This window comes from Hydrogenophaga sp. 2FB (assembly GCF_005503365.1).
Classification (GTDB): Bacteria; Pseudomonadota; Gammaproteobacteria; order Burkholderiales; family Burkholderiaceae_C; genus Hydrogenophaga.
Genome location: NZ_SCML01000041.1, coordinates 1 through 22,787, shown reverse-complemented (window position 1 = coordinate 22,787; position 22,787 = coordinate 1). Strand labels below are relative to the sequence as shown.

The following is a 22,787-nucleotide window of genomic DNA, read 5'->3' as shown; positions in this document are numbered from 1 at the left end:
CCGATCGTCAACATAAAATGAGTGCAACTCAAATAATCAAGACTCTTTTTTGCATTGCAACATGCAAAAATTCATTGTTAAGTATTTGATTTAAATGAATAAATATTTCGACGCCAGTGTTTTCCCTAGATACCATAAACAAACTTGGTGGCAAAGTTAAAGCGTCACTCAAATAAATGGGTGCCATACAAGTTGTCCCGGGTGCAACGCCCACTCACCTCTTGCAGGAGCCCCAGTGAACCCCGCCACTTCCGTTGAAACCTTGTTCTCCGGTCTTTCTGAAGACGAGCAGGCCGTGCTCGATCAGGCCGACCGTTTTGCGCGCGAGCAGCTGTACCCCTTGTCCGAACGCATGGACCGCGAAGAGTGGTGGCCCACCGATGCCTTTGGCCGCATTGGCGAGACCGGTTACTTCGGCATTCCGGTGCCCGAATCGCTGGGCGGCGCAGGCATGGATCTGTTCACCAGCGGCCTGGTGTTGCAGGCCTTCTCGCGCTGGAACCATGCACTGGCCCTGAGCTGGGTGGCGCACGAGAACCTGTGCCTCTACAACATCTTCCGCAACGCCAACGACGAGCAGCGCCAGCGCTACGTGCCCGGCCTGTGCAGCGGCAAGCTGACCGGCGCCCTGGGCCTGACCGAACCCGGTGCGGGCTCGGACGCGCTGGGTTCCATGGCCACGACCGCCACGCGCGACGGCGACGACTACCTGCTCAACGGCCGCAAGATTTTCATCACCAACGGCCCGGTGGCCGACGTGCTGCTGGTCTATGCCAAGACCGACAAGGCGCGCGGCGCCAAGGGCATCTCGGCCTTCATCGTCGAGAAGGACATGCCGGGCTTCAGCGTGGCGCAGAAGCTGATCAAGATGGGTTTTCGCGGCAGCCAGACCGGCGAGCTGCTGTTCGACAACTGCCGCGTGCCCGCGCGCAACCTGGTGGGTGGGCTCGACGAGGGTGTGAAGGTCGTCATGAGCGGGCTGGATCTGGAACGCTCCATGATCTCGCCCATTTGCCTGGGCATCGCCGAGCGGGCGCTGGAACTGTCGCTGGACTACGCCCGCACGCGCGTGCAATTCGGCAAACCCATCGGCGACTTTCAGATGATCCGCGCCAAGCTGGCCGACATGTACGTGTGGGTCGAGTCCATGCGCCTGTTCACCTACCAGGCCCTGCGCGCGGCCAACCAGATGGAGATTGGCGGCGGCGGGCGCGGCAGCATCCACAAGATCACGGCCGCCTCGGTCATGTTCACCGCGGAGACCATGAACAAGGTGCTCAACGAGGCCGTGCAGATCCACGGCGGCACCGGCTACATCTGGGAGTCCGAGGTCAACCGCCTGTACCGCGCCATCAAGCTGCTCGAGATCGGCGCGGGCACGACCGAGGTGCGCAAGATCATCATCAGCGAGGAAATGCTCCGCGGCTGAACGTCGACGGATTGGCATGAACACGCTCATCGTCTACGCCCACCCGGAGCCCCGTTCCTTCAACGCCGCGTTGCGCGATGCCGCGGTGGACGAGTTGCGCCAGCAAGGCCATGCCGTGGAGCTCTCCGACCTCTATGCGATGAACTTCAAGCCGGTGGTGGACCGCGGTGATTTTCTGACCTGTCACGACGAAGAGCGGTTCAACGTCTCGCTGGAGCAGCGCCATGCGCATGCCCATGGCGGGCTGTCTCTGGACATTCGGGCTGAACTCGACAAGCTGGAACGTGCCGACCTGCTGATCCTGCATTTTCCGATGTGGTGGTTCGGCATGCCGGCAATCCTCAAGGGCTGGATCGATCGCGTGTTTGTCTCTGGCGCTGTCTACGGCCGAAGCGCCATGTTCGAGCAGGGCAAGTTGCGCGGCAAACGCGCCATGGTGTGTGTGACCACAGGCGCGCCCATGCAAGCCTTCGGCCCTGGCGCACTCAATGGCGATGTGCTGGACCTGCTGGCGCCGCTGCACCGCGGCGTGCTGGCCTTCACCGGCATGTCCGTGCTGCCACCCTTCCTCTCCTACCACGTGCCCTACGCGGGGAACGAAGGCCGCACGGCGATGTTGACCGACTACCGTGAACACCTCCGAGGACTGGACACGATGGCGCCTTTGCCCATGCCGCGGGTGGCCGACCACCCCCTGTGGCACGAGGCTGGCACACGTCCTCGCGCGCAATGAACCCACCCACCGAAAGATGCCGATGAACGACACCATCCGGCTCGAACGCCCGAGCGAAGAGCATGCCCGTCTGGTACTGGCACGACCCGAACGCAAGAACGCCCTGCGCATCCAGGAGCTCAAGGCACTGGCCCAGGCCGCGGCGGCGCTGTTGCAAGACCCACCCCGGGTGCTGAGCATCGTGGCCGAAGGCGCTTCCTTCGGGGTTGGTGGTGATATCGCGTCGTTCGGCGAGGCGCTGGACCAAGGTGCCATGGAGACCTGGCTGCGCGAAGCCATCGGCCACTTCAACGCGGCCATTGGTGGGCTGCGCGCCCTGGACGCCGCCATCGTCGTGGGCATCCAGGGACCCGTCGCCGGCGGCACCTTGGGACTTGTCTGGGCCGGCGACCATGTGATCGCCGCGGACAACCTGAGCCTGAACCTGGCCTATGCAAGACTGGGGGGCAGTCCCGATGGCGGCACCTCCTGGTTTCTGCCACGCCTGGTCAATCCCTTGCGGGCGTTTGAATTGTTCACCTTGACGCCCACGCTCAACGCGCACCAGGCCTGCAACTGGGGGTTGGTGAACCAGGTGGTGCCGGCCACCGAACTGATGGCCGCTGTCGACACGGTTGTGGCGAAGTGGCTGGCCGTGCCGCCGCAGTCGCTCAAGAACTTCAAGCGGTTGCTGACGGCGAGCGCCAACCACACGCTGCAGAGCCATTTGCGGGAAGAAGTCGAGGGCTTTGTACAAGCCGGTCGGCAAGCCGAGTTTGCCGACCGGGTGAAGGCGTTCCTAGGTTAAGCCCGCCTCGGTTCTCCTCAGCGCCCCTCAGGTGGCCATGGCCAGCGTGAGCAGATCGCCCTTGGCAATCTTGCCGGTGGGCGTCATGGGCAGTTCGTCGATGGTCACGACGTCCATGGTCTTGAGGTCGTAGGACACCTCGGCCTGCACCGCTTTCTTGAGGCCGGCCAGGTCCACGTCGGTCCCTGCATGGCAGGTGATGAAGGCCCGGGGCAGCACACCGCCCTCCTCCGCCGGCAGCCCGATCAGCGCGGCCTGGCGCACGCCGGGCTGGCGGCACAGCGCCTCTTCCACATCGCGAGGAAACCAGCTCATGCCGTTCACGTGCAGCAGCTCGGAGCGCCGCCCGCGCATGGTGACGTGGCCGTCGTGGTCGATCAGGCCGATGTCGCCGGTGCGCAGCAGTCCGTCGGCGGTCACCTCCTGCGTCTTGCCGGGCTTGTTCCAGTAGCCCCACATGAAGCCGCCGCGCAGCACGATCTCACCCAGCTGGCCGGGCGCGAGACGTTGACCGTCGGGACCCATCATCCAGACCTCCTTGTCGGGCAACGCCGGGCCCACGCGCATCAGCTTGCTGTCCTCCGGTTCGAGTTCGGGGTAACCGAGCGCCATGAAGCCGCCGAGCTCGCTCTGGCCAAAACTTTCCACCAGGGGCAGTTGCAACTCATCGCGCCAGGCGCGCTTGAGCGTCGCGGGCACCGGACCGCCACCCGACAGGCCCATGCGCAGGCGACCCGGCGCCCGGCCACGCAGCACGCTTTCGGCGCGCAGTTCTTCCAGCAGCGTGGGGTTGCCCACGAGGATGGTCGCCTGCGCCCTCTCGAGCGCCTCCCAACCCGCCGGCTGTGTCCAGAAGCGCATGACGTGCACGGTCGCACCGCGCGAAAGCGCGGGCAGCAGGTTGCCCACCAGTTGGTACGAGCTGGACAGCGCGGTGGGACCGAACGAGATGTCGTCCGCCCGCACGCGCAAGCGTTCGGCGATGCAGCGGCTGGCGCGCACGGTCGGTTCGTGCGCCAGGCAAGCGCCCTTGGGTTTGCCAGTGGTGCCCGAGGTGTAGGACAGGTGCGCGATCGCATCTTCGTCCCGCGGGTCGGGTGGCACGGCGAATCCTTGCGCCATCAGCTCGGGCAGCGCGTGAGCGCCAGGCTGCGCACCGTCCATGCACACCAGGTGTTCGATGCCCGGCACCTGGGCCACGGCCGCGTTCACGGCGTCGCGCATGTCGTGCGTGTAGATGACCACGCGGGGCTGGTGATCGGCCAGGTAGTACGTGAGGTCGTCCTTGAACTTGACGTTGACCAGCGCCGCGATCGCGCCGATGCGCCACGCGCCCAGCATGGCCAACAGGTAGTCCATGCCGTTGTGCGCGAACACGGTGACACGGTCGCCCTTGCGCACACCCAGGTGCGCGAGGGCGCCGGCCATGCGCTCCATCTGCGCAACGGCTTCGGCATACGACAGGCTGGCCTGGCGGTCCACCCAGACGAAGGCGGTCTTGTCGGGGTGGCGCATCGCGCCGTCGGTGATCAACTGGTGCATCAGCATGGTGAAGTTCCTTTCTGTGGGGGGAGGTGGTTCGGCGTTGTGGTGGCCTCGTTGCAGTGCACGGTGACGTCCAGGCTGGCGAGGTCCTGCACGTATTCGAAGGACGCCTGCAAGTCGTCGAGCCAGGTCAGCGAAGGCGTGTGCGAATGAAAGGCCATGGTTCCCTGGTAGACGATGGTGTTGCCCTGCCGTTGCCCCTGCCCCCAACTGCGCGTGGTGACGGTGCCCGCGCTCAGAAAAAGCGCACCGCGGCCTTGCCACTGGTAGCGGCCACCGGGTTGCAGATGACCGATGAAGCTGCAGGCGGCGCTGCCCGGGCCGAGCCGGTCGGACGTGAGCGCCGCGCTGAAACTGATTTCCATGCGGGGTCCGTCCTGCGCGGGGCGCAGCACGCGCCGCGACTCGACGCGCCCTTGAAGGCGCATGAACGTGGTGGGATCGGCGAGGGTGTCTGGCATGCCGCCGAGTATGGGAACAGCACCCGCCGCACTCAATGCCCAGCCCGCATGACGCCGATCCACTTTGCGCATGGACGGCTTCCCGAGACGCTCCGGATACTCGGCCGCACCATGAACACACCCACCCCCCGACCCCGCATCCTGATCGCGCGCGCCGTTTTCCCCGAAGTGATCCAGCGCCTGGCACAGCGCTTCGAGGTGGACAGCAACCAGGCCGACGAAGTGCTCGACGCGGCGCAGCTGGTCGCCAGGCTGCAGGGCCAACAAGGCCTGCTGTCCACCGCGGGCGATGTGATCGACGAAGCGTTGCTGGCGCAGTGCCCTTCGCTGCGGATCTGCGCCAACATGGCGGTGGGCTTTGGCAACCTGGACATCGCGGCGATGTCGGCGCGCGGCATCGTGGCCACGCACACGCCGGGCGTGCTGACCGACACCACGGCGGACTTCGGCTTCGCGCTGCTGATGGCGGCCGCGAGAAGAACGGGTGAAGCGGAGCGTTGCGTGCGCGAGGGCCGCTGGACGAAATGGTCCTACGACTTCATGGCAGGGCAGGAGGTGCACGGCAGCACGCTCGGCATCCTGGGCATGGGGCGCATCGGACAAGGCGTGGCCCGGCGCGGCGCGCACGGTTTCGGCATGCGCGTGATCTACCACAGCCGCACCCGCCTCGATGCGGCCAGCGAGGCGTCCATTCCCGCGCACTTCGTTGGCTTGAACGCGTTGCTTCAGCAGTCCGATCACCTCGTGCTCACCGTGGCCCACAGCGCCGCCACGCACCATCTGATCGACGCGGCGGCGCTCGCGCGCATGAAGCCGACCGCCACGCTCGTGAACATCGCACGCGGTGGCGTGGTGGACGAACGCGCGCTGATCGAGGCGTTGCGAAACGGCGTTATCGCGGCAGCCGGGCTGGACGTGTTCGAGAACGAACCCGCCGTGCACCCGGCCCTGTTGTCATTGCCGAACGTCGTGCTGACGCCGCACATGGCCAGCGCCAGCCGTGCGACACGCCTGCGCATGGCGCACCTGGCCGCGGACAACCTGATCGCTTTCTTCGAGACCGGCCGGGCACTGACGCCCGTGCCGGCCCCGGCGCTCAGCGCGCCGGCTTGACCAGCGCCGCCATCGCCTGCCGCACGATGCTGTCGGCATCGACCTGGAAGAAGGCGCGCAGCGCGGCGCGCGTGTCGCTGCGGCCAAAGCCGTCGGTGCCCAGCGTGTGGAACTTCCTACCTTCCGGCACGAAGGCGCGCACGCTCTCGGGCACGGTGCGCACGTAGTCGGTCGCGGCGATCACCGGGCCCGCGCTGCCGGCCAGCAGTTGCGTGAGGTGCGAACGCTCGCCCTGTGCCACGCCGTCGCGCGCGAGTTCGCTCCAGCTGGTGATGCTGAACACGTCCACGCCCACGCCTTGCGCCGCGAGCTGTTCGGCCGCCTTGAGCACCTCGGTGAAGATCGCGCCCGAGCCGAGCAAGGTGACGCGCTGTTTTGCGTCATCCGGTCCGAAGCGACCGAAGCGGTAACCCCCTTTAAGCACACCGGCTGCCGCGCCGTCGGGCAGGTCGGGGTTGGCGTAGTTCTCGTTCATGAGCGTGACGTAATAGAACACGTCCTGCTGCTCGACCAGCATCTCGCGCATGCCCGCATCCACGATCACCGCGAGCTCGCCGGCGAAGGCCGGGTCGTAGGCCTTGCAGTTGGGAATGGTCGCGGCCACGAGGTGGCTGCTGCCGTCCTGGTGCTGCAGGCCCTCGCCGCCGAGCGTGGTGCGCCCCGAGGTGGCGCCGAGCAGGAAGCCGCGCGAGCGCTGGTCGGCCGCGGCCCAGATCGCATCGCCCACGCGCTGGAAGCCGAACATCGAGTAGTAGATGTAGAACGGCAGCATGGCCAGGCCGTGCACGCTGTAGCTGGTGGCCGCAGCCGTCCAGCTCGCCAGCGCGCCGGCTTCGCTGATGCCCTCTTCCAGGATCTGCCCGTCCAGCGCCTCGCGGTAGCTCAGCACCGAGCCGATGTCCTCGGGCGCATAGCGCTGGCCCACGCTGCTGTAGATGCCGACCTGCTTGAACAGGTTGGCCATGCCGAAGGTGCGCGCCTCGTCGGCCACGATGGGCACGATGCGGGGCCCCAGCTGCTGGTCTTTGAGCAGGCTGCCGAGCATGCGCACAAAGGCCATGGTCGTGCTCATCTCCTTGCCGTCGGCCTTCAGGGCGAAGGTGGCGTAGGCCTCGATCGCGGGCACGGGCACCACGGCGCACGCGGTTTCGCGCCGCGGCATGGCGCCACCGAGTTGTGTGCGGTGTTCGCGCAGGTAACGCATCTCGGCGCTGTCGTCGGCGGGTTTGAAGAAGTTGAGGCCGGTGGCCTGTTCGTCGGAGAGCGGCAGGTTGAAGCGGTTGCGGAATTCGATCAGGTCGGCGCCCTCGAATTTCTTCTGGCTGTGCGTGGTCATCTTGCCCTGCCCCGCGCTGCCCATGCCGTAGCCCTTCTTGGTCTGCGCCAGGATCACGGTGGGCTGGCCGGTGTGGGCGGCGGCCGCGGCGTAGGCGGCGTGGATCTTCACCAGGTCGTGGCCGCCGCGCTTCAGGCGGTCGATCTGCTCATCCGTCATGCCCTGGGCCAGGCGCGCGAGTTCTTCGTTCTGGCCGAAGAAGTTGTCGCGGTTGAAGCGGCCGTCCTTGGCGGCGAAGGTCTGCATCTGGCCGTCGACCGTAACGGAGAACGCGCGCGCCAGGGCGCCGGTGGTGTCGCGCGCGAACAGGCCGTCCCAGTCGCTGCCCCAAACGAGCTTGATCACGTTCCAGCCCGCGCCCGCGAAGAGTTTTTCCAGCTCGTCGATGATGCGGCCGTTGCCACGCACCGGACCGTCGAGGCGCTGCAGGTTGCAGTTGACCACCCACACGAGGTTGTCGAGCTTCTCGCGCGCGGCCAGCGTGAGCGCGCTCATGCTCTCGGGCTCGTCCATCTCGCCATCGCCGAACACGCCCCACACTTTGCGGCCTTCGCAGTTCTGCAGGTTGCGGTGGCTGAGGTAGCGCATGAAGCGCGCGTGGTAGATCGAGCTGATCGGGCCGATGCCCATGGAGCCGGTGGGGAACTGCCAGAAGTCGGGCATGAGCCACGGGTGCGGGTAGCTGGAGAGGCCGCGCGCGCCGCTGGCGGGCGCGGTGATTTCCTGGCGGTAGTGCAGCAGGTCGGCCTCGCTCAAGCGGCCTTCGAGGAAGGCGCGCGCGTACACGCCCGGCGCGCTGTGCGGCTGGAAGAACACCAGGTCGCCGCCGTGCTGCTCGCTGCGCGCATGGAAGAAGTGGTTGAACCCCGTTTCGAACAGGTCGGCCGCGCTCGCATAACTCGCGATGTGCCCACCCAGTTCGCCGTACGCCTGGTTCGCACGCACCACCATGGCCAGCGCGTTCCAGCGCATGAGAGAAGCCAGGCGCTCTTCGACGGCGAGGTCGCCCGGGAAGGCGGGCTGGTCTTCCACCGCGATGGTGTTGACGTAGGGCGTGTTCAGCTCGGGCTGCCAGCCGATGCGCTGCTGGCGCGCCAGGCGCGCGAGTTCGTCAAGGATCTGCCGCGCCCGCGCCGGGCCCTGGCTGGCCGTGAGTGACAGCAGCGCTTCGCGCCATTCGAGGGTCTCCTCGGGGTCCGGGTCGCTCAGTGCGGGGTCACTGAAATAAAGCTGTTTCGAAACATCGTTCATGTGGGATCTCCTGGATCAGGCACTGTAGGCGTGCGCGGCACGCAGGTGCTGTTGATCTGCCATGCAAAGCCCGTCACCTGCGGCATATACTGCCACCCGTATGAAAATTGACGGCACAAACCACCTCGATGTCACCGACTTCCGGATTCTTGAAGCCTTGCAGAAAGACGCCAGTCTGTCCAATGTCGAACTCGCCCGGCTCGTGCACCTGTCGCCCTCGCCCTGCCTGGCGCGGGTGCGCGCGCTGGAGGCGCGGGGTCTGATCCGCCAGTACGTGGCGCTGCTGGACGCGAAGCAGCTGGGGCTGCACCTCAACGTGTTCATCTCGATCAGCCTCAAGCAGCAGAACCGCGAGGCGCTGGAGGAGTTCGAGGCGCGCATCGGCATCCGCGACGAGGTGATGGAGTGTTACCTCATGACGGGCGACGCGGACTACCTGCTGCGCGTGGCCGTGCCCGACATGCCGGCGCTGGAGCGCTTCATCCTGGAACAGCTCTCGCCGATCGCCCAGGTCGAGAAGATCCGCTCGAGCTTCGCGCTCAAGCAGGTGCGCTACAAGACGGCGCTGCCGCTGCCCAACGAGCGGGTGTATTGAGCGGTCACACCGCGGGAAACGAGGTCCCGAAGATCGAGGGCGCGAAGTCCGCGCCACCCGCCGGCTTTTCTCCCTGGGACCAGGCCAGCAGCGAATCCGCCGACATCGGGCGGGCGTAGAAATAGCCCTGCAGCTCGTCGCAGTGCATGCTCAAAAGAATGTCACGCTGGCCGGCGGTTTCCACACCTTCGGCCACCACGCGCAAGCCCAACGCGTGCGCCAGGCTCACCACGGCAACCACCACGGCACGCGCGTCTTCGCTGCGCTCCAGGTCTTTCACGAAACTGCGGTCGATCTTGAGCTGCTGGGCGGGCAGCTGGCGCAGGTAGTTCAGGCTGGAGTAGCCGGAACCGAAGTCGTCGATGGACAAGAACACGCCGATGCGCGCCAGGCCATCAAAGGTGCGCTGCGTGGCCTTGATGTCCTCCATGGCCACCGATTCGGTGATCTCGCACAACAGTTGAGACGCATCGAGATTGTGGCGTTGCAGCGCCTGCTGAATGCGCTCGACCAGGCCAGGCTCGCGCAGCTGGTGCACCGACAGGTTGATGGCCACGCGCATGCGCAGGCCGCTGTGCGCCCATTCGGCCACCTGGCGACAGGCCTCGTTGATCACCCAGTTGCCCAGGCGCCCGATCAGGCCAAAACGTTCCGCCAGCGCGATGAACACCACCGGGCTCACCAGGCCGTGCTTGGGGTGGTGCCAGCGCAGGAGGGCCTCCACGCCACTGATCTGGCCGCGCAGGCCATCGATCTTGGGCTGGTAGTGCAGGGTCAGCTCGCCCCGGTCCAGCGCCTGGCGCAGGTCGTTCTGCAGCTCCAGTTGCTCGGACGCATCCGAGCCCATGTGCGGCTCGAACAAGGCGTAGCAACCACCGCCGGCCCGCTTCGCGGCATACATGGCGGCATCGGCGTTGGCCACCAGCTTGGTGCGTTCGCCCTGGTCGGGGTGGACCACGACGCCGATGGAGCAGGTGATCTGCACCTGCTTGCCGGACACCTCGAACGGCCGTGACAGCGAGGCCAACACCCGGTTGGCCACTTCGACGCAGGCCGCCACGTCGGTCACGTCTTCCAGCAGGATCAGGAATTCATCGCCTCCCACCCGGGCAACCGTATCGGACGCGCGCGCTTCCTGGCGCAGCCGGCCCGCCGCGCCGCGCAGGATCAGGTCGCCCGCCGCATGGCCAAACGAATCGTTGATGGGCTTGAAACCATCCAGGTCCACGAACAGCACCGCCAGGCGGTCCTGCACGCGCAGGTGGTTGGTGCGCTCCAGGCGCAGCAGGGCGTGGATGAGCCGGTCTTCGAACAGCAGGCGGTTGGGCAGGCCGGTGAGGGCATCGGCAAAGGCGCGCTGCTGCAGCTCGTCGTTGGCTTCCCGCAGACGCGCATTGCTCTCCTGCAGCGACTGGGTGAGCCGCTGCGCGGTGCTTTGCAGCCGCGCATCCAGGATGGAGGTGAACAGCGTGCTCACCAGCAGCATGCCGGTGGCCATGAGCACCATGGCGGTGAGGCCCGGCCCTCCCAACTCCCCGGCGCTCATGCAAACAGAGCCCACCGCAAAGCTTGCCGCCGCCATGCCGGTGTAGTGCATGCCACAGATGGCGACGGCCATCACGAACGCAGCCACCATCTGGTACACCCAGCGCCGACTGCGCGGGACCCGGCGCAGCAGCTTGAAGATGAGCAGCGCCGTGGCGGACGCCAGCACCGCAATCAGCACGGACAGCGCCACGATCCCGAAGTCCCAGACGATGCCGGGCGCCATGTCGATCGCGGCCATGCCGATGTAGTGCATGCCGCTGATGCCCGCGCCCATGACCAGGGCGCCCAGCGCGAGGTGCGCGCGGCCAAAGGTCTCGCGGCTGGCCAGCTCCAGCGCCACGCCCGATGCGCCCACGGCCGCCAGCCACGACAGCAGCGTGAGTCCGCCGGAGAAGCCGATGGCAATCGGCAACTTGAAGGCCTGCATGCCCAGAAAGTGCATGGACCAGATGCCCGTGCCCATGACGATGGAGCCCGCTGCCCACCAGGCCAGGCCCACCCGGCGCTGCGCCGTGCGCACCCGCCGGGCAAGGTCCAGCGTGACATAGGACGCCAGCATGGCAATGGCAAAAGAGGCGGCCACCACGAACAGGTCGTAGCTGAAAGGCATGAACGCGTTCATGGGAAGAATTCGGGGGAGCGGGGAGGAGTCGGCAAAGTGCGCGGGGCGTGTGCGTCAAGCGGCGACACGCGCGCGTGGAGACTAGCCTTTCGTTATCGGCAAGCGGCCGGCATTCTTGAATGCGTTTTTCCCCGCGTGCGCGCCGCAGGGTTCATGGGCCGGTCGCCCTATTCACACGGCGCGCCCTGCCGGCGGGCCCTCGCGCCCTAGGAAGCCGTGCTCGCGGCCAGTGCGCGCGCGATGCGCTCGCCCGCCATGCGCAACCGATCCACCAGCGCCGGTGGCTCCAGCACCTCGAAATCCACATCGAGCGCCATGAGCCAGAAGACCAGCGTGTCGATCTCGTGCGTGCCGCAACGCATCAGGCAGCGCGTGTCGTCGATGGGTTCGAGCAGCGCGGCGGCCGGCGGGATGCGCTGCGACATCACGTCGAGGGGGTGGTGCAGCACCACGCGCGCCTGTTCGCCCTGAACGGCCGCCGCCAGCGAACCCGCCACGTACGCGCTCAGGTCGCCACCACCGGGCGCGGCGCGCGGCGCGAAATGCGCGCCGATCGTCGCGGCACCGTCCACGCGGTCGATGCGGAACGTGCGCCAGTCGTCGCGCGCCGGGTCCCAGGCCACGAGGTACCAGCGGCTGCCGGTGTGCACCAGTCCCTGCGGTTCCACCTGGCGCGTGGTGCTGCGGCCCTTCCCGTCGCGGTAGGCAAAGCTCACCTGCAACTGGTCGCGGCACGCGGCGGACAGCGTGGCGAGCATGCCGGCATCCACCGTCGGGCCCGAGCGCTGCATCGGCAGGATGGCCGAGCGCAGCGCGTCGATGCGGCGGCGCAGGCGCGACGGCATCACCTGCTCCAGCTTCACCAGCGCGCGCAGCGAACTCTCTTCCACACCGCTCACCGTGCCCGCCGCGGCAATGCGCAAGGCAATGGCCACGGCCTGGGCCTCGTCGTCGTCCAGCATCAGCGGCGGCAGCGCCTGCCCCGCGCGAAACGCGTAACCGCCGGCCACGCCGCTGCTGGCGTGGATGGGGTAGCCCAGCTGGCGCAGGCGGTCGATGTCGCGGCGCAAAGTGCGCGGGTGCACCTCGAGCCGCTCGGCCAGTTCACCGCCCGCCCAGTGGCTGCGGGTCTGCAGCAGAGACAACACGCGCAAGAGTCTTGAAGAAGAAGACAGCATGGTGGGCACTCTAGCTCTTATCGAGGGCAAAAACTGTCCTCAATTGACGCGACATTGCAACCACGTTCTCGGCGCGGTGCCCAGGCGACCTTCACCCCTTATTCAAGGAGCTTCCCATGTCCCAAAAAATCGTTCTCTACTGGCACCCCATGTCCAGCGCCACCCCCATCGCCTGCGCCCTGGCGGAACTCGGCGTGCCGCATGAACGCGTCAAGGTCGACATCCACGCCGGCGAACAGCGCCGCCCCGAATTCCTCGCGATCAACCCGAACGGCAAGGTGCCCACGTTCACGGTGGACGGCGCGCCCATGTTCGAGGCGCTGGCCATGCACCTGTGGCTCGGCGAGCGGTACGGCGTTGAGAAGGGTTTGTGGCCTGCCGAGGGCACGCCCGAGCGGCTCCAGGCGATGTCGTGGTGCGTGTGGTCTTACGTCACCTACGGCGCGCAGCTGGTGCGCCTGCAGGCCGCGCGCGACATGGGCACGCCCGACGACGCCCACGGCAGCGCGGGCCACAAGGCCATGGACCAGTTGCTGGCCCTGCTCGATGCGCGCCTGGCGCAACAGCCCTGGATGCTGGGCGACGCGTACTCGCTGGTGGACCTGGTGGTGGGCTCGGTGATCGGCTACAGCGCCTACATCGGTGCGCCGCTGCAGAACCATGCGCACGTGCTGGCCTGGCTGGGCAAGGTGCAGGCGCGCCCGGCGATGCAGGTCGAGGCGTAGGCGTCGGACGCGCTCAGCCCAGCTTCACGGCGGTGCCACTCACGCAGACCATCATCATCCCGTTGGTCTCGCCGAGCACTTCGTAGTCGAAGTCGATGCCGATCACGCCATCGGCACCCATCTCGCGCGCGGACTCGATGAGGTCTTCCGTGGCCGCATCGCGCGCACCCGACAGCGCGCGCTCGTAACCACCGGCGCGTCCGCCCACCACGTCGCGCACCGACGAAAACATGTCGCGAAAGATGTTGGCGCCGATGATGGCCTCGCCGTGCACCACGCCGAGGATCTGTCCCCGCCCCACGCCCTCGGGCGTGGTGGTGCTGAGAAAAAATCCGTCCTTGTTCTTCGAGAACCAGCCCATGTGAACACTCCGCAAACGCACCACCCATCGGGTGCCTGGGCATGGTACCGTGGGCCACACCCTCAACGAAAGCGCTCATGCCAGGCTACCAGGTCCGGACCGAGACACTCCAGCTCGGCGGCGAAGACTGGCACATCCGTCGCCTTCTCGACGACCAGCAGTACCACGACACCGACCACAGCGCCGCCACCGTGGGCCTGCCGCCCGCGGGCTGGTCGCATTTCGGCCAGGTCTGGCCTTCGTCGCGCGTGCTTGCGTTGGCCATGCTCACCTATCCCTTGGCGGGCTTGCGCGTGCTGGAGATCGGCGCGGGCCTGGCGCTGAGCAGCCTGGTGATGCACCGCCGCGGCGCGGACGTGACGGTGAGCGACTGGCACCCGCTGACCGAGGATTTCCTGCGCCACAACCTCGTGCTCAACGCGCTCGGCCCGCTGCCCTACCAGGCCGGCAACTGGGAGAGCACCGCCGCCACCGACAACCCGGCGCTGGGGCGCTTCGACCTGATCGTGGGCAGCGACCTGCTGTACGAACGGCAGCAGCCGGCGCAGCTCGCCGCCTTCATCTTCCGCCATGCCACGCCCGCGGCGGTGGTGATCATCGTGGACCCCGACCGCGGCAACCGCAGCGCCTTCGGCCGCGACATGGCCGCGCTCGGCTTCACGCTGGCCATGCGCACCGCAGATCGACAGCTCGAAGATGGCGAGGCCTACAAAGGCCGCTTCCTGAGCTTCACGCGCTGAGCGCGTGGATCGGTGCGCGCCGCCGGGCCCGCGTCCACCGCTGCGCTCTGACTCCCTCCCCCACTGGGGGAGGAGCAAGTCTGCTTCGCCGATCACGGCAGCGCTCTGCCCCCTTTGGGGAGAAGGCTGGGGAGTCTCCTTCAGTGCGCGCCGCCCGCGTCCACCGCGGCGCCGTGCACCGGCTTGGAAATCCAGATCACGGCCACCAGCACGAAGAACAGCGCCGCCGACAGGTAGAACAGATCGGTCACGGCCAGCGTGAACGCCTGCTGGTTGATCATGCGGTCGATCGTCGTCAACGCCTGCTCGCGGTTCATGCCGCCGCCCATCAACTGGTCCAGCGTGGCCATGGCGGTGGCGTTGCCGGTGTTGATCGACTCGACCAGCTGCGCATGGTGCAACGACGCGCGGCTCTCCCACAGCGTGGTGAAGAGCGACGTGCCCACCGCGCCCGCCGTGATACGCACGAAGTTCGACAAGCCCGCGGCCGACGGCGTCTGGTGCGGCTGCAAGCCCGAGAACACGATGGCCTGCAAGGGAATGAAGAAGAAGGCCATCGCCGCGCCCTGCAACAGGGTCGGGATCAGGATGGTCATGAAATCGGCCTGCGTGTTGAAGTGCGAGCGCATCCACAACACCGCGCCGAACCCGAGGAACGCGATCGTCGCGAGCTTGCGCGGATCGATGCGGCTCACGTTCTTGCCCACCCAGGGCGAGAACACGATGGCCAGCAAACCCACCGGCGCGGTGGCCAGGCCGGCCCAGGTCGCCGTGTAGCCCATGTGCTGCTGCAGCCACAACGGCAACAGCACCACATTGCCGAAGAACAGGCCGTAGGCGATGGACAGCGCGAGCGTGCCGGTGACGAAGTTGCGCCGCGCGAACAGGCGGATCTCCACGATCGGGTGCTTGTCGGTCAGCTCCCACGCCACGAAGAACATGAAGCTCACCACGCCGACCACCGCGAGCAGGATGATTTCACCCGACTCGAACCAGTCCAGCTCCTTGCCCATGTCGATCATGATCTGCATCGCGCCCACGAACAGCACCAGCAGCACAAGGCCGATCACGTCGAGCGGCACACGGCGCGGGCCGGGGTCGCGGCTGCGGTAGATCGACCAGGTGAGCGCGGCGGCCAGCAAGCCGACCGGGATGTTGATGTAGAAGATCCACGGCCACGAAATGTTGTCGGTGATCCAGCCACCGAGCAGCGGCCCGGCCACCGGCGCGACCAACACGGTCATGGCCCACATGGCCATCGCGGTGCCGGCCTTGGCGCGCGGGTAACTGGCCAGCAGCAGCGTTTGCGAGAGCGGAATCATCGGCCCGGCCACCAGGCCCTGCAGCACCCGAAACGCAATCAACATGCCGATGTTGGGCGCCAGACCGCACAGCCACGAGGCGATGACGAACAGCAGCACGCTCGCGGTGAACAAGCGCACCTGGCCAAAGCGCTGCGTGAGCCAGCCGGTGAGCGGCACCGAGATGGCGTTGGCCACCGCGAACGAGGTGATGACCCAGGTGCCTTGCGCGGGGCTCACGCCCATGTCGCCGGCGATGGCGGGAATCGACACGTTGGCGATCGAGGTGTCGAGCACGTTCATGAACGTGGCCAGCGACAGGGCAAACGTGCCCAGCACCAGCTGCCCGCCCTTGAGCGGCTCGAACACCGTGGGCGCTGCGGGCGGTGGTGGCGGCGGTGATGCCGCGGGTTGGGAGATGGCTTGGCTGGTCATGAAAAAACGGACTCAGCGCGTGTTCAGTGGGCCGCCAAGGCCACGGCGGCGGGCGCGGCGGGCGCGGCGGCGTTGGAGGACTTGGTTTGTGAGGCGGCGGTGCGCGTGGCGCCCCCGCTGTGCTGCCCGATGAGCTGCTGCACGCGCGCATCGGCTTCGCGGTTGTCCTGTGCGAACACGTCGGTCTGCGCCGCCACCGGCGCCGTGGCCCCATCGGCCAGCATGCGGCCGTCGGTCTTGCTCACGTCCACGCGCGCTTCCATCGACAGGCCCAGGCGCAGCGGGTGGTCCACCAGTTCCTTGGCGTCCAGGCGCACGCGCACCGGCACACGCTGCACCACCTTGATCCAGTTGCCCGTCGCGTTCTGCGCCGGCAGCAGCGCGAACGCCGCGCCCGTGCCCGCACCCAGGCCTTCGATGACGCCGTGGTAGACCACCTTCGAGCCGTACACGTCGGCGGTGAGGTCCACCGGTTGGCCGATGCGCAGGTTCTTGAGCTGGCTTTCCTTGAAGTTGGCGTCCACCCAGACCTGGTCGAGCGCGATCACCGACAGCAGCGGCGCACCGGCCTGCAAACGCTGGCCCAGCTGCACGTTGCGCCGCGCCACATAGCCTTCCACAGGCGCCTGCAGCTCCACGCGCTTGAGCGCCACGTAGGCTTCGCGCACGCGGGCCGCCGCGCGCAGCACGTTGGGGTGCTGGTCGACCGCGATGCCTTCGGTGAGCGACTGGCTGGACGCCAGTTGCTCGCGCGCGGCGGCCACGCCCGCACGCGCGGCTTCGGCATTGCTCTTGGCGGCTGCGAGCTGTGCGGTGGCGTGCTTGAACTCTTCCTGCCCCACCGCGCCGCTGGCCACCAGCGGCTGGCGGCGGGTCACATCGTCCTGCAGGCGCTGCAGGTCGCTCTGCGCGCGCGCCAGATCGGCTTCACGCAAGGCAATCTGCGCGATCTGGGTGCGGTTGTTGGCGTAAAGCGTGCGCACCTCGCGCACGGTCTGCGCGAGCTGGGCCTCGGCCTGCTCCAGCGCGATCTTCGCGTCGGTCGGGTCCAGGCGCACCAGCCATTGGCCAGCCTGCACGCGGTCGTTGTCGTTGGCGTTGATGGCCACCACCGTGCCCGCCACCTGCGGCGTCACCTGCACCAGGTTGCCCTGCACGTAGGCGTTGTCGGTGGTCTCGTAGTGGTTGAGCACCAATGCCCAATAGGCGGCGTAGCCCAGGCCGGCGGCGAGCACGGCGGCGGTCACGGCGGTCAGTGCCTTCTTGCGGGTGGGGTTGCCTTGGGGTTGCGCGTTGTCGTCGGTGGTGGCGTTCATGGAAGGCTCCGGTTTCGGTGAGCGAGAAGATGGGAAGAAGATGAATCAGTGGACGGCGTCGGGCGCGAAGCCGCCGCCCAGCGCGCGCACGAGCGCCACTTGCGTCGACAGGGCGCGCGCCTGCAGGTCAATGGTCTGGCGCCGCTGGTTGAACAGCGTCGTCTCCGCGCTGAGCACGGTGAGGTAGTTGCTCAGGCCCGCCTGGTAGCGCTGCGTGGCGATGTCGTAGGCCGCTTCGGCGGCGCTGCGCGCCTGTGCCTGCAGGTCGCGCTGGCGCTCCAGCGATTGGCGGGCGTTGAGCTGGTCGGCGGTGTCGCGCACGGCCTCGAGCACGGCACCGTTGTAGCTCTCCACCGCCGCGTCCAGGTCGGCGGTGCGCACGCGCAGTTGGGCGCGCAGGCGGCCGGCGTCGAAGATCGGCAGGTGGATGGCCGGGCCGATGCCGTATTGCTGGCTGCCGGAGTCCACGAGGCGGTCCAGGCCGATGCTGGAGAGGCCCACGAACGCGGTGAGGCTCACGTTGGGATAGAACTGCGCCTTGGCCGCGCCCACGCCCTTGGTGGCCGCTTCGATGCGCCAGCGAGCGGCGGTGATGTCGGCACGCCGGCCCAGCAGGTCGGCCGGCAACACGTCGGGCAGCGGCAGCGTGCGCAGGGTTTGCAGGTCGGGCTTGAGGTGGTCAAAGCTTTGCGGCGGCAGCGCGGCCAGCGCGGCCAAGGCGTGGCGCGCGGCGGCGATCTGTTCGTCGACCTGCTCGATCTGCACGCGCGCATCGGGCAAAGCGCCCTCGCCTTGCTTGAGTTCCACGCGCGTGTCCAGGCCGGCATCGACCCGCTGGCGGATCAGGCCCAGCATCTGCTCGCGCTGCGTGAGGGCCTGCAGCGCCACCTCGCGCTGCGCCAGCAGGCGGCCGAGCTGCACATAGGTTTGCGCCACCTGGCTGGCCAGCACATTGCGCGCGGCCTGCAGGTCGGCGGCGGCGGCACGTTCGCTGCCGACCGCGGCTTCAATGGCCGAGCGGTGCTTGCCAAAGAAGTCGAACTCCCACGAACCGGCGATCTGCGCATTGGCCAGCGTCTGCACCGAACCACCCAGCGGCTTGGGGTAGATGCTGTTGGCGCTGAAGCGCTGGCGCGTCGCATCGGCGGTGGCTTTCACCTGCAGCCCATCGGTGGCCTCTTCGCTCGCGGTGGCGGCTTGCGCGCGGCGCAGGCGGGCCTGCGCGGCACCCAGCGACGGCTGTGCCTGCAAAGCCTGCTCGATCACGCGGCTCAACTCGGCATCGCCCCAGTTGCGCCACCAGTCGGCCTGCGTGGCCGACGCGCCAGCGCCGTCGGCGACAGAGGTCAGGCCGATCGCTTGCGGCTCCAGCGTGGTGGATTGCGGCTGGATGCCGGCACTGCTCGCGCAACCCGCGACCACCGCCACCGCCATCAGCGACAGGGCCAGACGCGACGCACGGTTTATTGTTTGTTTGGGCTTCATTTGCTTAGGCAAGTAATTGGATAAAAAAAGGCGAACCCAGGAGAGCCGTGTGGTCAATCGGACCCGCGCAGCGCGTCCCCCGTGTCGACGATGCGCTGGAGCAAGCCCAGCAGCGTCTTCCATTCGGTTTCGGAGAACCCGGCCAGATGCTGGTTCATCACGTCGGCCAGGATGGCGGGCACGCGCTCCATGGCGGCCTGCCCTTCGGGTGTGAGTTCGACCATGACCACGCGCCGGTCCTCGGTGGAGCGCACCCGCTTGCACAGGCCTTTTTTCTCCAGCCGGTCGAGCAGGCGCGTCATCGCACCGGCGTCTGACTGCGACCAACGCGCCAACTCGGCAACCGTGGCGGTGCCGTGCATGCGCATCTTCATGAGCGGGCCCCACTGGGCGATGGTGAGGTCGTGCATGCACAGGCGTTTGTCGGCCTGGTAGCTGATGGACATCATCACGCGCTTGATCAGGTAGCCCACGCTGTGGTCGGGGCGGAAGTTCGCGCCGTCGTAGAACTGGACCGGGGTGGTTTTGCGTGACATGGTGGCAAATATACATGCCTAGGCAGTATTTGACAAGGCATTTGTCAACACTCCAATCGGGCAGCCGCGGCACCACGGGTCATCCCGCCTGTCACCTGGAACCGGGGAACACACGCCGTTACTAAAACGGCGACTCACGTTCGTCAGCACCAGGGAACCCCGGCGTCAACAACATCGGCACCCACGCGGGCGGGCCGTCGGTCGAACCAGGTGGCGACGGCACGTCTTCATCACCGATCTCAACAACACCCGCAAGTCACGCCCGTCCGACGAGGCGTGCCCCTACCGTAAGGAACAAATCATGGCATTCACAACAGGCACCCGGTCGGAACGCTGCATCGCGGCGCTGTGCGCGGCATTGCTGCTGGCGTCCTGCGGAGGCAACAGCACAAACACCAGCACGAACACGGCACACACCGTCGGCGGCACCGTCACCGGCCTCTCGGGCACCGTCGAACTGCAAACCAGCGCCGGCGACAGACTCACACTCAAGGCCGATGGCGCGTTCGCTTTTCCCGCGGCCATCGCCACGAACTCGCCCTACCAGGTCAGCGTGCGCACCCAACCCCTGTGGCAGAACTGCAGCGTGGGCCAGGGCAGTGGCACCGCCACGGCCGACGTGAGCAACGTCAGCGTCACCTGCGCGGTGGCGGCAGCAGAGGTGTCCACCTTCGCCGGCACCGGCGTCGCCGGGTGGGACAGCGGCAGCGCGAGCACGGCCACGTTCTCCTTCCCTTTCGGCATTGTCGTCCGACCCGATGGCGGCCTGCTGGTGTCCGACTATGGGAGCGAGCGGGTGCGCAGCGTCTCGTCCACGGGCGATGTGACCACCCTGGCAGGCGGCGGCCCCGCGGGTGCTTCGGTCAACGGCGTTGGCCCCGCCGCGTCTTTCTTCGGCCTTCGTGGGCTGGCGCTGGATGCCGCGGGCAATGCCTATGCCGCGGATTTCTCCGGACACTTCATCCGTCAGATCACACCAACGGCCGTGGTGAGCTTCTTTGCCGGCACCGGGGCCAGCGGATCGCACAACGCGGACCGCGCGACCTCCACGTTCGATGGCCCCATGGGCGTGGCCACGGGTGCCACCGGCGACCTGTATGTGGTGGACCAAACCCAGGCCACCGTCCGCCAGATCACGCCGGGTGGTGCGGTGTCCACCCTGGCCGGCTCCGGTCTTCATGCCTTCGCCGATGACACCGGGACCTCCGCATCGTTCAGCGCACCCTCCGGCATCGCCGTCGACCCGGCGGGCAACGTCTATGTCGGCGATACCTACAACCATCGCATCCGCAAGATCACGCCCACAGGCGTGGTCACCACGCTGGCGGGCTCTGGTGCCAACAACACCGCGGACGGCATCGGCACGCAGGCCGCTTTCGCCGAACCCTTCGGGCTGACCGTGGACAAGGATGGCAACGTCTACGTCGTCGAAAGGCACGGGCACGTGCTGCGCAGGATCACGCCCCAAGGCGTGGTCTCCACCCTCGCCGGAGCCCCCGGCATGGCCGGCGCCACGGATGGGCTCGGCTCGAACGCCCGGTTCGATAGCCCCATGGGCGTGGCCATCGCGGCCGACGGCACGCTGTTCATCACCGACACCTTCAACCACAAGATCCGCAAGGTGACGCCGGTGCGCTAGCTGCCGAGCGGCGACAGGCGCGCCACCCGTTGGCGCAGGCGTTCCATGCAAAAGGCCCGCGAAGTGCGGGCCTTTTGCATGGGTTGGCCACGCAGGCCAGCGGGGGTTAACCGCCCTTCTTCGAGCGCTTGCCCGGGTTCTTCTTGCTGCGCGTGGCCACGCCGCGCTCCAGGCTCACGCGCTGGCCGCGGCCGGGCGTGGTCAGGGTGACGCCAGCGACGGGCTTCGGACGGGGGGTGGCTTTGCGGTCGGCTTCGGTGACGATTTTGTTGCCCATGGCTGGTTCCTGAGAGAGAGATTGCAAAAGCCGCTATTAGGCCATAGACGCAGCCCTCCCCGAACGCCGTGCCCGGTGCGAGCGCCGTGGCAAAGGCGAGCCCCACCAATACCCCGCGGATTTACTTGGGTTTTGCAGACAAAGCGTTCCAAGAGCCCTAGCATTGATTCCGTAATGAATCAGCGTTTCATATGCAAAACGTCCAACCCGATCTGCAGGCCCTTATGACCACCCACTTGCAAGGCTCCAGTGTCACCGCCCAGGCGACGCATCCCGCGATCGAGTTCATCGGCGTGGACAAGCGTTTTCCCGCCCGTGGCAAGAACCCCGAGGTGATCGCGGCGCGCAATGTGACGCTGTCGATCCAGCCCGGTGAGGTGGTCTCGCTGATCGGTCCCTCGGGCTGCGGCAAGAGCACGTTGCTCAACATGGGCTCGGGCCTAGCCAAGGCATCCGCCGGCACGGTGAAGGTCAACGGGGAACCCGTGACCGGTCCGAACAGGCACGTCGCCTTCATGCTGCAGAAGGACCTGCTCATGCCCTGGCGCACGATTTCGCAGAACGTGGAGTTCGGCCTGGAGTTGCGCGGCGTGAAGGCCTCCGAGCGTGCAGCCATTTCCGCCCGGTTGCTGGCCCAGTGCCACCTCAAGGGTTTTGGCAACAGCTACCCGCACCAGCTCTCCGGCGGCATGCGCCAACGCGCGGCGATGGCGCGCACCCTCGCAGTCGACCCGATCGTGCTGCTGATGGACGAGCCCTTCTCCGCGCTGGACGCGCAGACCAAGATGATCCTGCAGCAGGACCTGGCGCGCACCGTGGCCGAACACAAGAAGACCGTGCTCTTCATCACCCACGACCTGGCCGAAGCCGTGGCCCTGTCCGACCGCATCCTGGTGATGAGCGAGCGCCCCGGCACCATCGTCGAAGAAATCGTGGTCGACATTCCCGACCGCGCCAACCCGATGGTGCGCCGCAAGCATCCGGCGGTTGGCGACTACGTGAGCCGCCTGATGGACCTGCTCAAGCTCGACGCGCAGACCGACGTGCACTGACCCCTTTCTCAACCCGCTTTTCATTCACCCGCCCCACTGGAGTTGCCATGAAGATGACCCGCGCTTTCAACGGAACCCGCCGTGCCTGCCTGAGCCTGCTCGCCACCGCGGCGCTGGTCTCGCCCCTGGCCGCCCATGCGCAGTTGCAAGAGATCACCTACCTGCTGCCCGCGCCCGGCACGCTGCCGGCCTTCGGCCCGTGGATGCTGGCGCAGGCCAAGGGCTACTACGAACAGGAAGGCCTCAAGGTCACCTTCGTCACCGCGCGTGGTGGCGTGGACGTGGCCAAGCAGATCGGCGCGGGCAATGCGGTCATTGGCGG

At 67.3% G+C, this 22,787-nt stretch carries 21 protein-coding genes; 10 read left to right on the top strand and 11 right to left on the bottom strand.

Annotated elements, in window-relative coordinates; genetic code table 11:
- The first annotated feature begins 235 nt into the window (after nt 1-235).
- The 3 genes from FFS09_RS21365 to FFS09_RS21355 are packed head-to-tail and all read left to right on the top strand — an operon-like array spanning nt 236 to nt 2,949.
- Complete coding sequence (locus tag FFS09_RS21365; RefSeq protein WP_137920927.1) at nt 236-1,429, top strand: acyl-CoA dehydrogenase family protein; 1,194 nt, start codon at nt 236-238, stop codon at nt 1,427-1,429.
- Nucleotides 1,430-1,445: 16 nt separating this feature from the next.
- Nucleotides 1,446-2,162 carry an NAD(P)H-dependent oxidoreductase gene (locus tag FFS09_RS21360; protein ID WP_137920926.1) on the top strand — a complete coding sequence of 239 codons (717 nt, stop codon included), beginning with the start codon at nt 1,446-1,448 and terminating at the stop codon, nt 2,160-2,162.
- Between the two features lie 22 nt (nt 2,163-2,184).
- On the top strand, nt 2,185-2,949 hold the full coding sequence (locus FFS09_RS21355) for an enoyl-CoA hydratase/isomerase family protein (protein ID WP_171020128.1): 765 nt from the start codon (nt 2,185-2,187) through the stop codon (nt 2,947-2,949).
- 27 nt (nt 2,950-2,976) lie between these two features.
- Here FFS09_RS21355 and FFS09_RS21350 read toward each other — a convergent pair whose 3' ends face one another.
- Together FFS09_RS21350 and FFS09_RS21345 are read right to left on the bottom strand one after the other, a co-directional pair.
- Complete coding sequence (locus tag FFS09_RS21350; protein ID WP_137920924.1) at nt 2,977-4,497, bottom strand: class I adenylate-forming enzyme family protein; 1,521 nt, start codon at nt 4,495-4,497, stop codon at nt 2,977-2,979.
- On the bottom strand, nt 4,491-4,955 hold the full coding sequence (locus tag FFS09_RS21345; protein WP_137920923.1) for a hypothetical protein: 465 nt from the start codon (nt 4,953-4,955) through the stop codon (nt 4,491-4,493). Before FFS09_RS21345 ends, FFS09_RS21350 begins: the two co-directional genes overlap by 7 nt.
- 111 nt (nt 4,956-5,066) lie before the next feature.
- Here FFS09_RS21345 and FFS09_RS21340 point away from each other — a divergent pair, with 111 nt between their 5' ends.
- Complete coding sequence (locus tag FFS09_RS21340) at nt 5,067-6,068, top strand: 2-hydroxyacid dehydrogenase (protein ID WP_137920922.1); 1,002 nt, start codon at nt 5,067-5,069, stop codon at nt 6,066-6,068.
- Here the strand turns inward: FFS09_RS21340 and mdeB are convergent.
- A complete protein-coding gene (gene mdeB / locus FFS09_RS21335) occupies nt 6,052-8,655 on the bottom strand; it encodes an alpha-ketoglutarate dehydrogenase (protein ID WP_137920921.1) in 2,604 nt (867 codons plus the stop codon). The genes FFS09_RS21340 and mdeB overlap by 17 nt on opposite strands.
- A 100-nt stretch (nt 8,656-8,755) precedes the next feature.
- On the opposite strand from mdeB, the gene FFS09_RS21330 reads away from it, so the two are divergent.
- Nucleotides 8,756-9,250 carry an Lrp/AsnC family transcriptional regulator gene (locus tag FFS09_RS21330; protein WP_137920920.1) on the top strand — a complete coding sequence of 165 codons (495 nt, stop codon included), beginning with the start codon at nt 8,756-8,758 and terminating at the stop codon, nt 9,248-9,250.
- A gap of 4 nt (nt 9,251-9,254) precedes the next feature.
- Here FFS09_RS21330 and FFS09_RS21325 read toward each other — a convergent pair whose 3' ends face one another.
- Together FFS09_RS21325 and FFS09_RS21320 are read right to left on the bottom strand one after the other, a co-directional pair.
- Nucleotides 9,255-11,420 (bottom strand): putative bifunctional diguanylate cyclase/phosphodiesterase, encoded by a 2,166-nt coding sequence (locus FFS09_RS21325; RefSeq protein ID WP_137920919.1) that lies wholly within the window; start codon nt 11,418-11,420, stop codon nt 9,255-9,257.
- A 206-nt stretch (nt 11,421-11,626) separates the two neighbouring features.
- On the bottom strand, nt 11,627-12,598 hold the full coding sequence (locus tag FFS09_RS21320; protein ID WP_137920918.1) for a helix-turn-helix transcriptional regulator: 972 nt from the start codon (nt 12,596-12,598) through the stop codon (nt 11,627-11,629).
- A 116-nt stretch (nt 12,599-12,714) separates the two neighbouring features.
- Between FFS09_RS21320 and FFS09_RS21315 the strand changes: the two genes are divergently transcribed.
- The gene (locus FFS09_RS21315) at nt 12,715-13,323 is read left to right on the top strand and encodes a glutathione S-transferase family protein (protein ID WP_137920917.1); all 609 of its coding nucleotides are present in this window, start codon (nt 12,715-12,717) and stop codon (nt 13,321-13,323) included.
- 13 nt (nt 13,324-13,336) lie between these two features.
- On the opposite strand, the gene FFS09_RS21310 is transcribed toward FFS09_RS21315, so the two are convergent.
- The gene (locus tag FFS09_RS21310; RefSeq protein ID WP_137920916.1) at nt 13,337-13,684 is read right to left on the bottom strand and encodes a YbjQ family protein; all 348 of its coding nucleotides are present in this window, start codon (nt 13,682-13,684) and stop codon (nt 13,337-13,339) included.
- Nucleotides 13,685-13,761: 77 nt separating this feature from the next.
- Between FFS09_RS21310 and FFS09_RS21305 the strand changes: the two genes are divergently transcribed.
- A complete protein-coding gene (locus tag FFS09_RS21305) occupies nt 13,762-14,424 on the top strand; it encodes a class I SAM-dependent methyltransferase (protein WP_137920915.1) in 663 nt (220 codons plus the stop codon).
- Between the two features lie 140 nt (nt 14,425-14,564).
- Here the strand turns inward: FFS09_RS21305 and FFS09_RS21300 are convergent, their stop codons facing one another.
- The 4 genes from FFS09_RS21300 to FFS09_RS21285 are packed head-to-tail and all read right to left on the bottom strand — an operon-like array spanning nt 14,565 to nt 19,497.
- Nucleotides 14,565-16,160 (bottom strand): DHA2 family efflux MFS transporter permease subunit, encoded by a 1,596-nt coding sequence (locus FFS09_RS21300; RefSeq protein WP_137920914.1) that lies wholly within the window; start codon nt 16,158-16,160, stop codon nt 14,565-14,567.
- Nucleotides 16,161-16,183: 23 nt separating this feature from the next.
- Entirely contained in the window at nt 16,184-17,476 is a 1,293-nt protein-coding gene (locus FFS09_RS21295) for an HlyD family secretion protein (protein ID WP_137920913.1), read from the bottom strand.
- A 45-nt stretch (nt 17,477-17,521) separates the two neighbouring features.
- Entirely contained in the window at nt 17,522-18,961 is a 1,440-nt protein-coding gene (locus FFS09_RS21290) for an efflux transporter outer membrane subunit (RefSeq protein WP_137920912.1), read from the bottom strand.
- Nucleotides 18,962-19,014: 53 nt separating this feature from the next.
- Nucleotides 19,015-19,497: a MarR family winged helix-turn-helix transcriptional regulator gene (locus FFS09_RS21285; RefSeq protein WP_137920911.1), complete on the bottom strand. Its 483-nt coding sequence runs from the start codon at nt 19,495-19,497 to the stop codon at nt 19,015-19,017.
- A gap of 301 nt (nt 19,498-19,798) precedes the next feature.
- On the opposite strand from FFS09_RS21285, the gene FFS09_RS21280 reads away from it, so the two are divergent.
- A complete protein-coding gene (locus tag FFS09_RS21280) occupies nt 19,799-21,136 on the top strand; it encodes an NHL repeat-containing protein (RefSeq protein ID WP_137920910.1) in 1,338 nt (445 codons plus the stop codon).
- Between the two features lie 106 nt (nt 21,137-21,242).
- On the opposite strand, the gene FFS09_RS30705 is transcribed toward FFS09_RS21280, so the two are convergent.
- Entirely contained in the window at nt 21,243-21,413 is a 171-nt protein-coding gene (locus FFS09_RS30705) for a hypothetical protein (protein WP_171020127.1), read from the bottom strand.
- Between the two features lie 224 nt (nt 21,414-21,637).
- Here FFS09_RS30705 and FFS09_RS21275 point away from each other — a divergent pair, with 224 nt between their 5' ends.
- Together FFS09_RS21275 and FFS09_RS21270 are read left to right on the top strand one after the other, a co-directional pair.
- Complete coding sequence (locus tag FFS09_RS21275) at nt 21,638-22,465, top strand: ABC transporter ATP-binding protein (protein WP_137920955.1); 828 nt, start codon at nt 21,638-21,640, stop codon at nt 22,463-22,465.
- Nucleotides 22,466-22,512: 47 nt separating this feature from the next.
- Nucleotides 22,513-22,787 (top strand): ABC transporter substrate-binding protein (locus FFS09_RS21270; protein WP_502703751.1); only part of this gene is annotated, 275 nt, incomplete at its 3' end.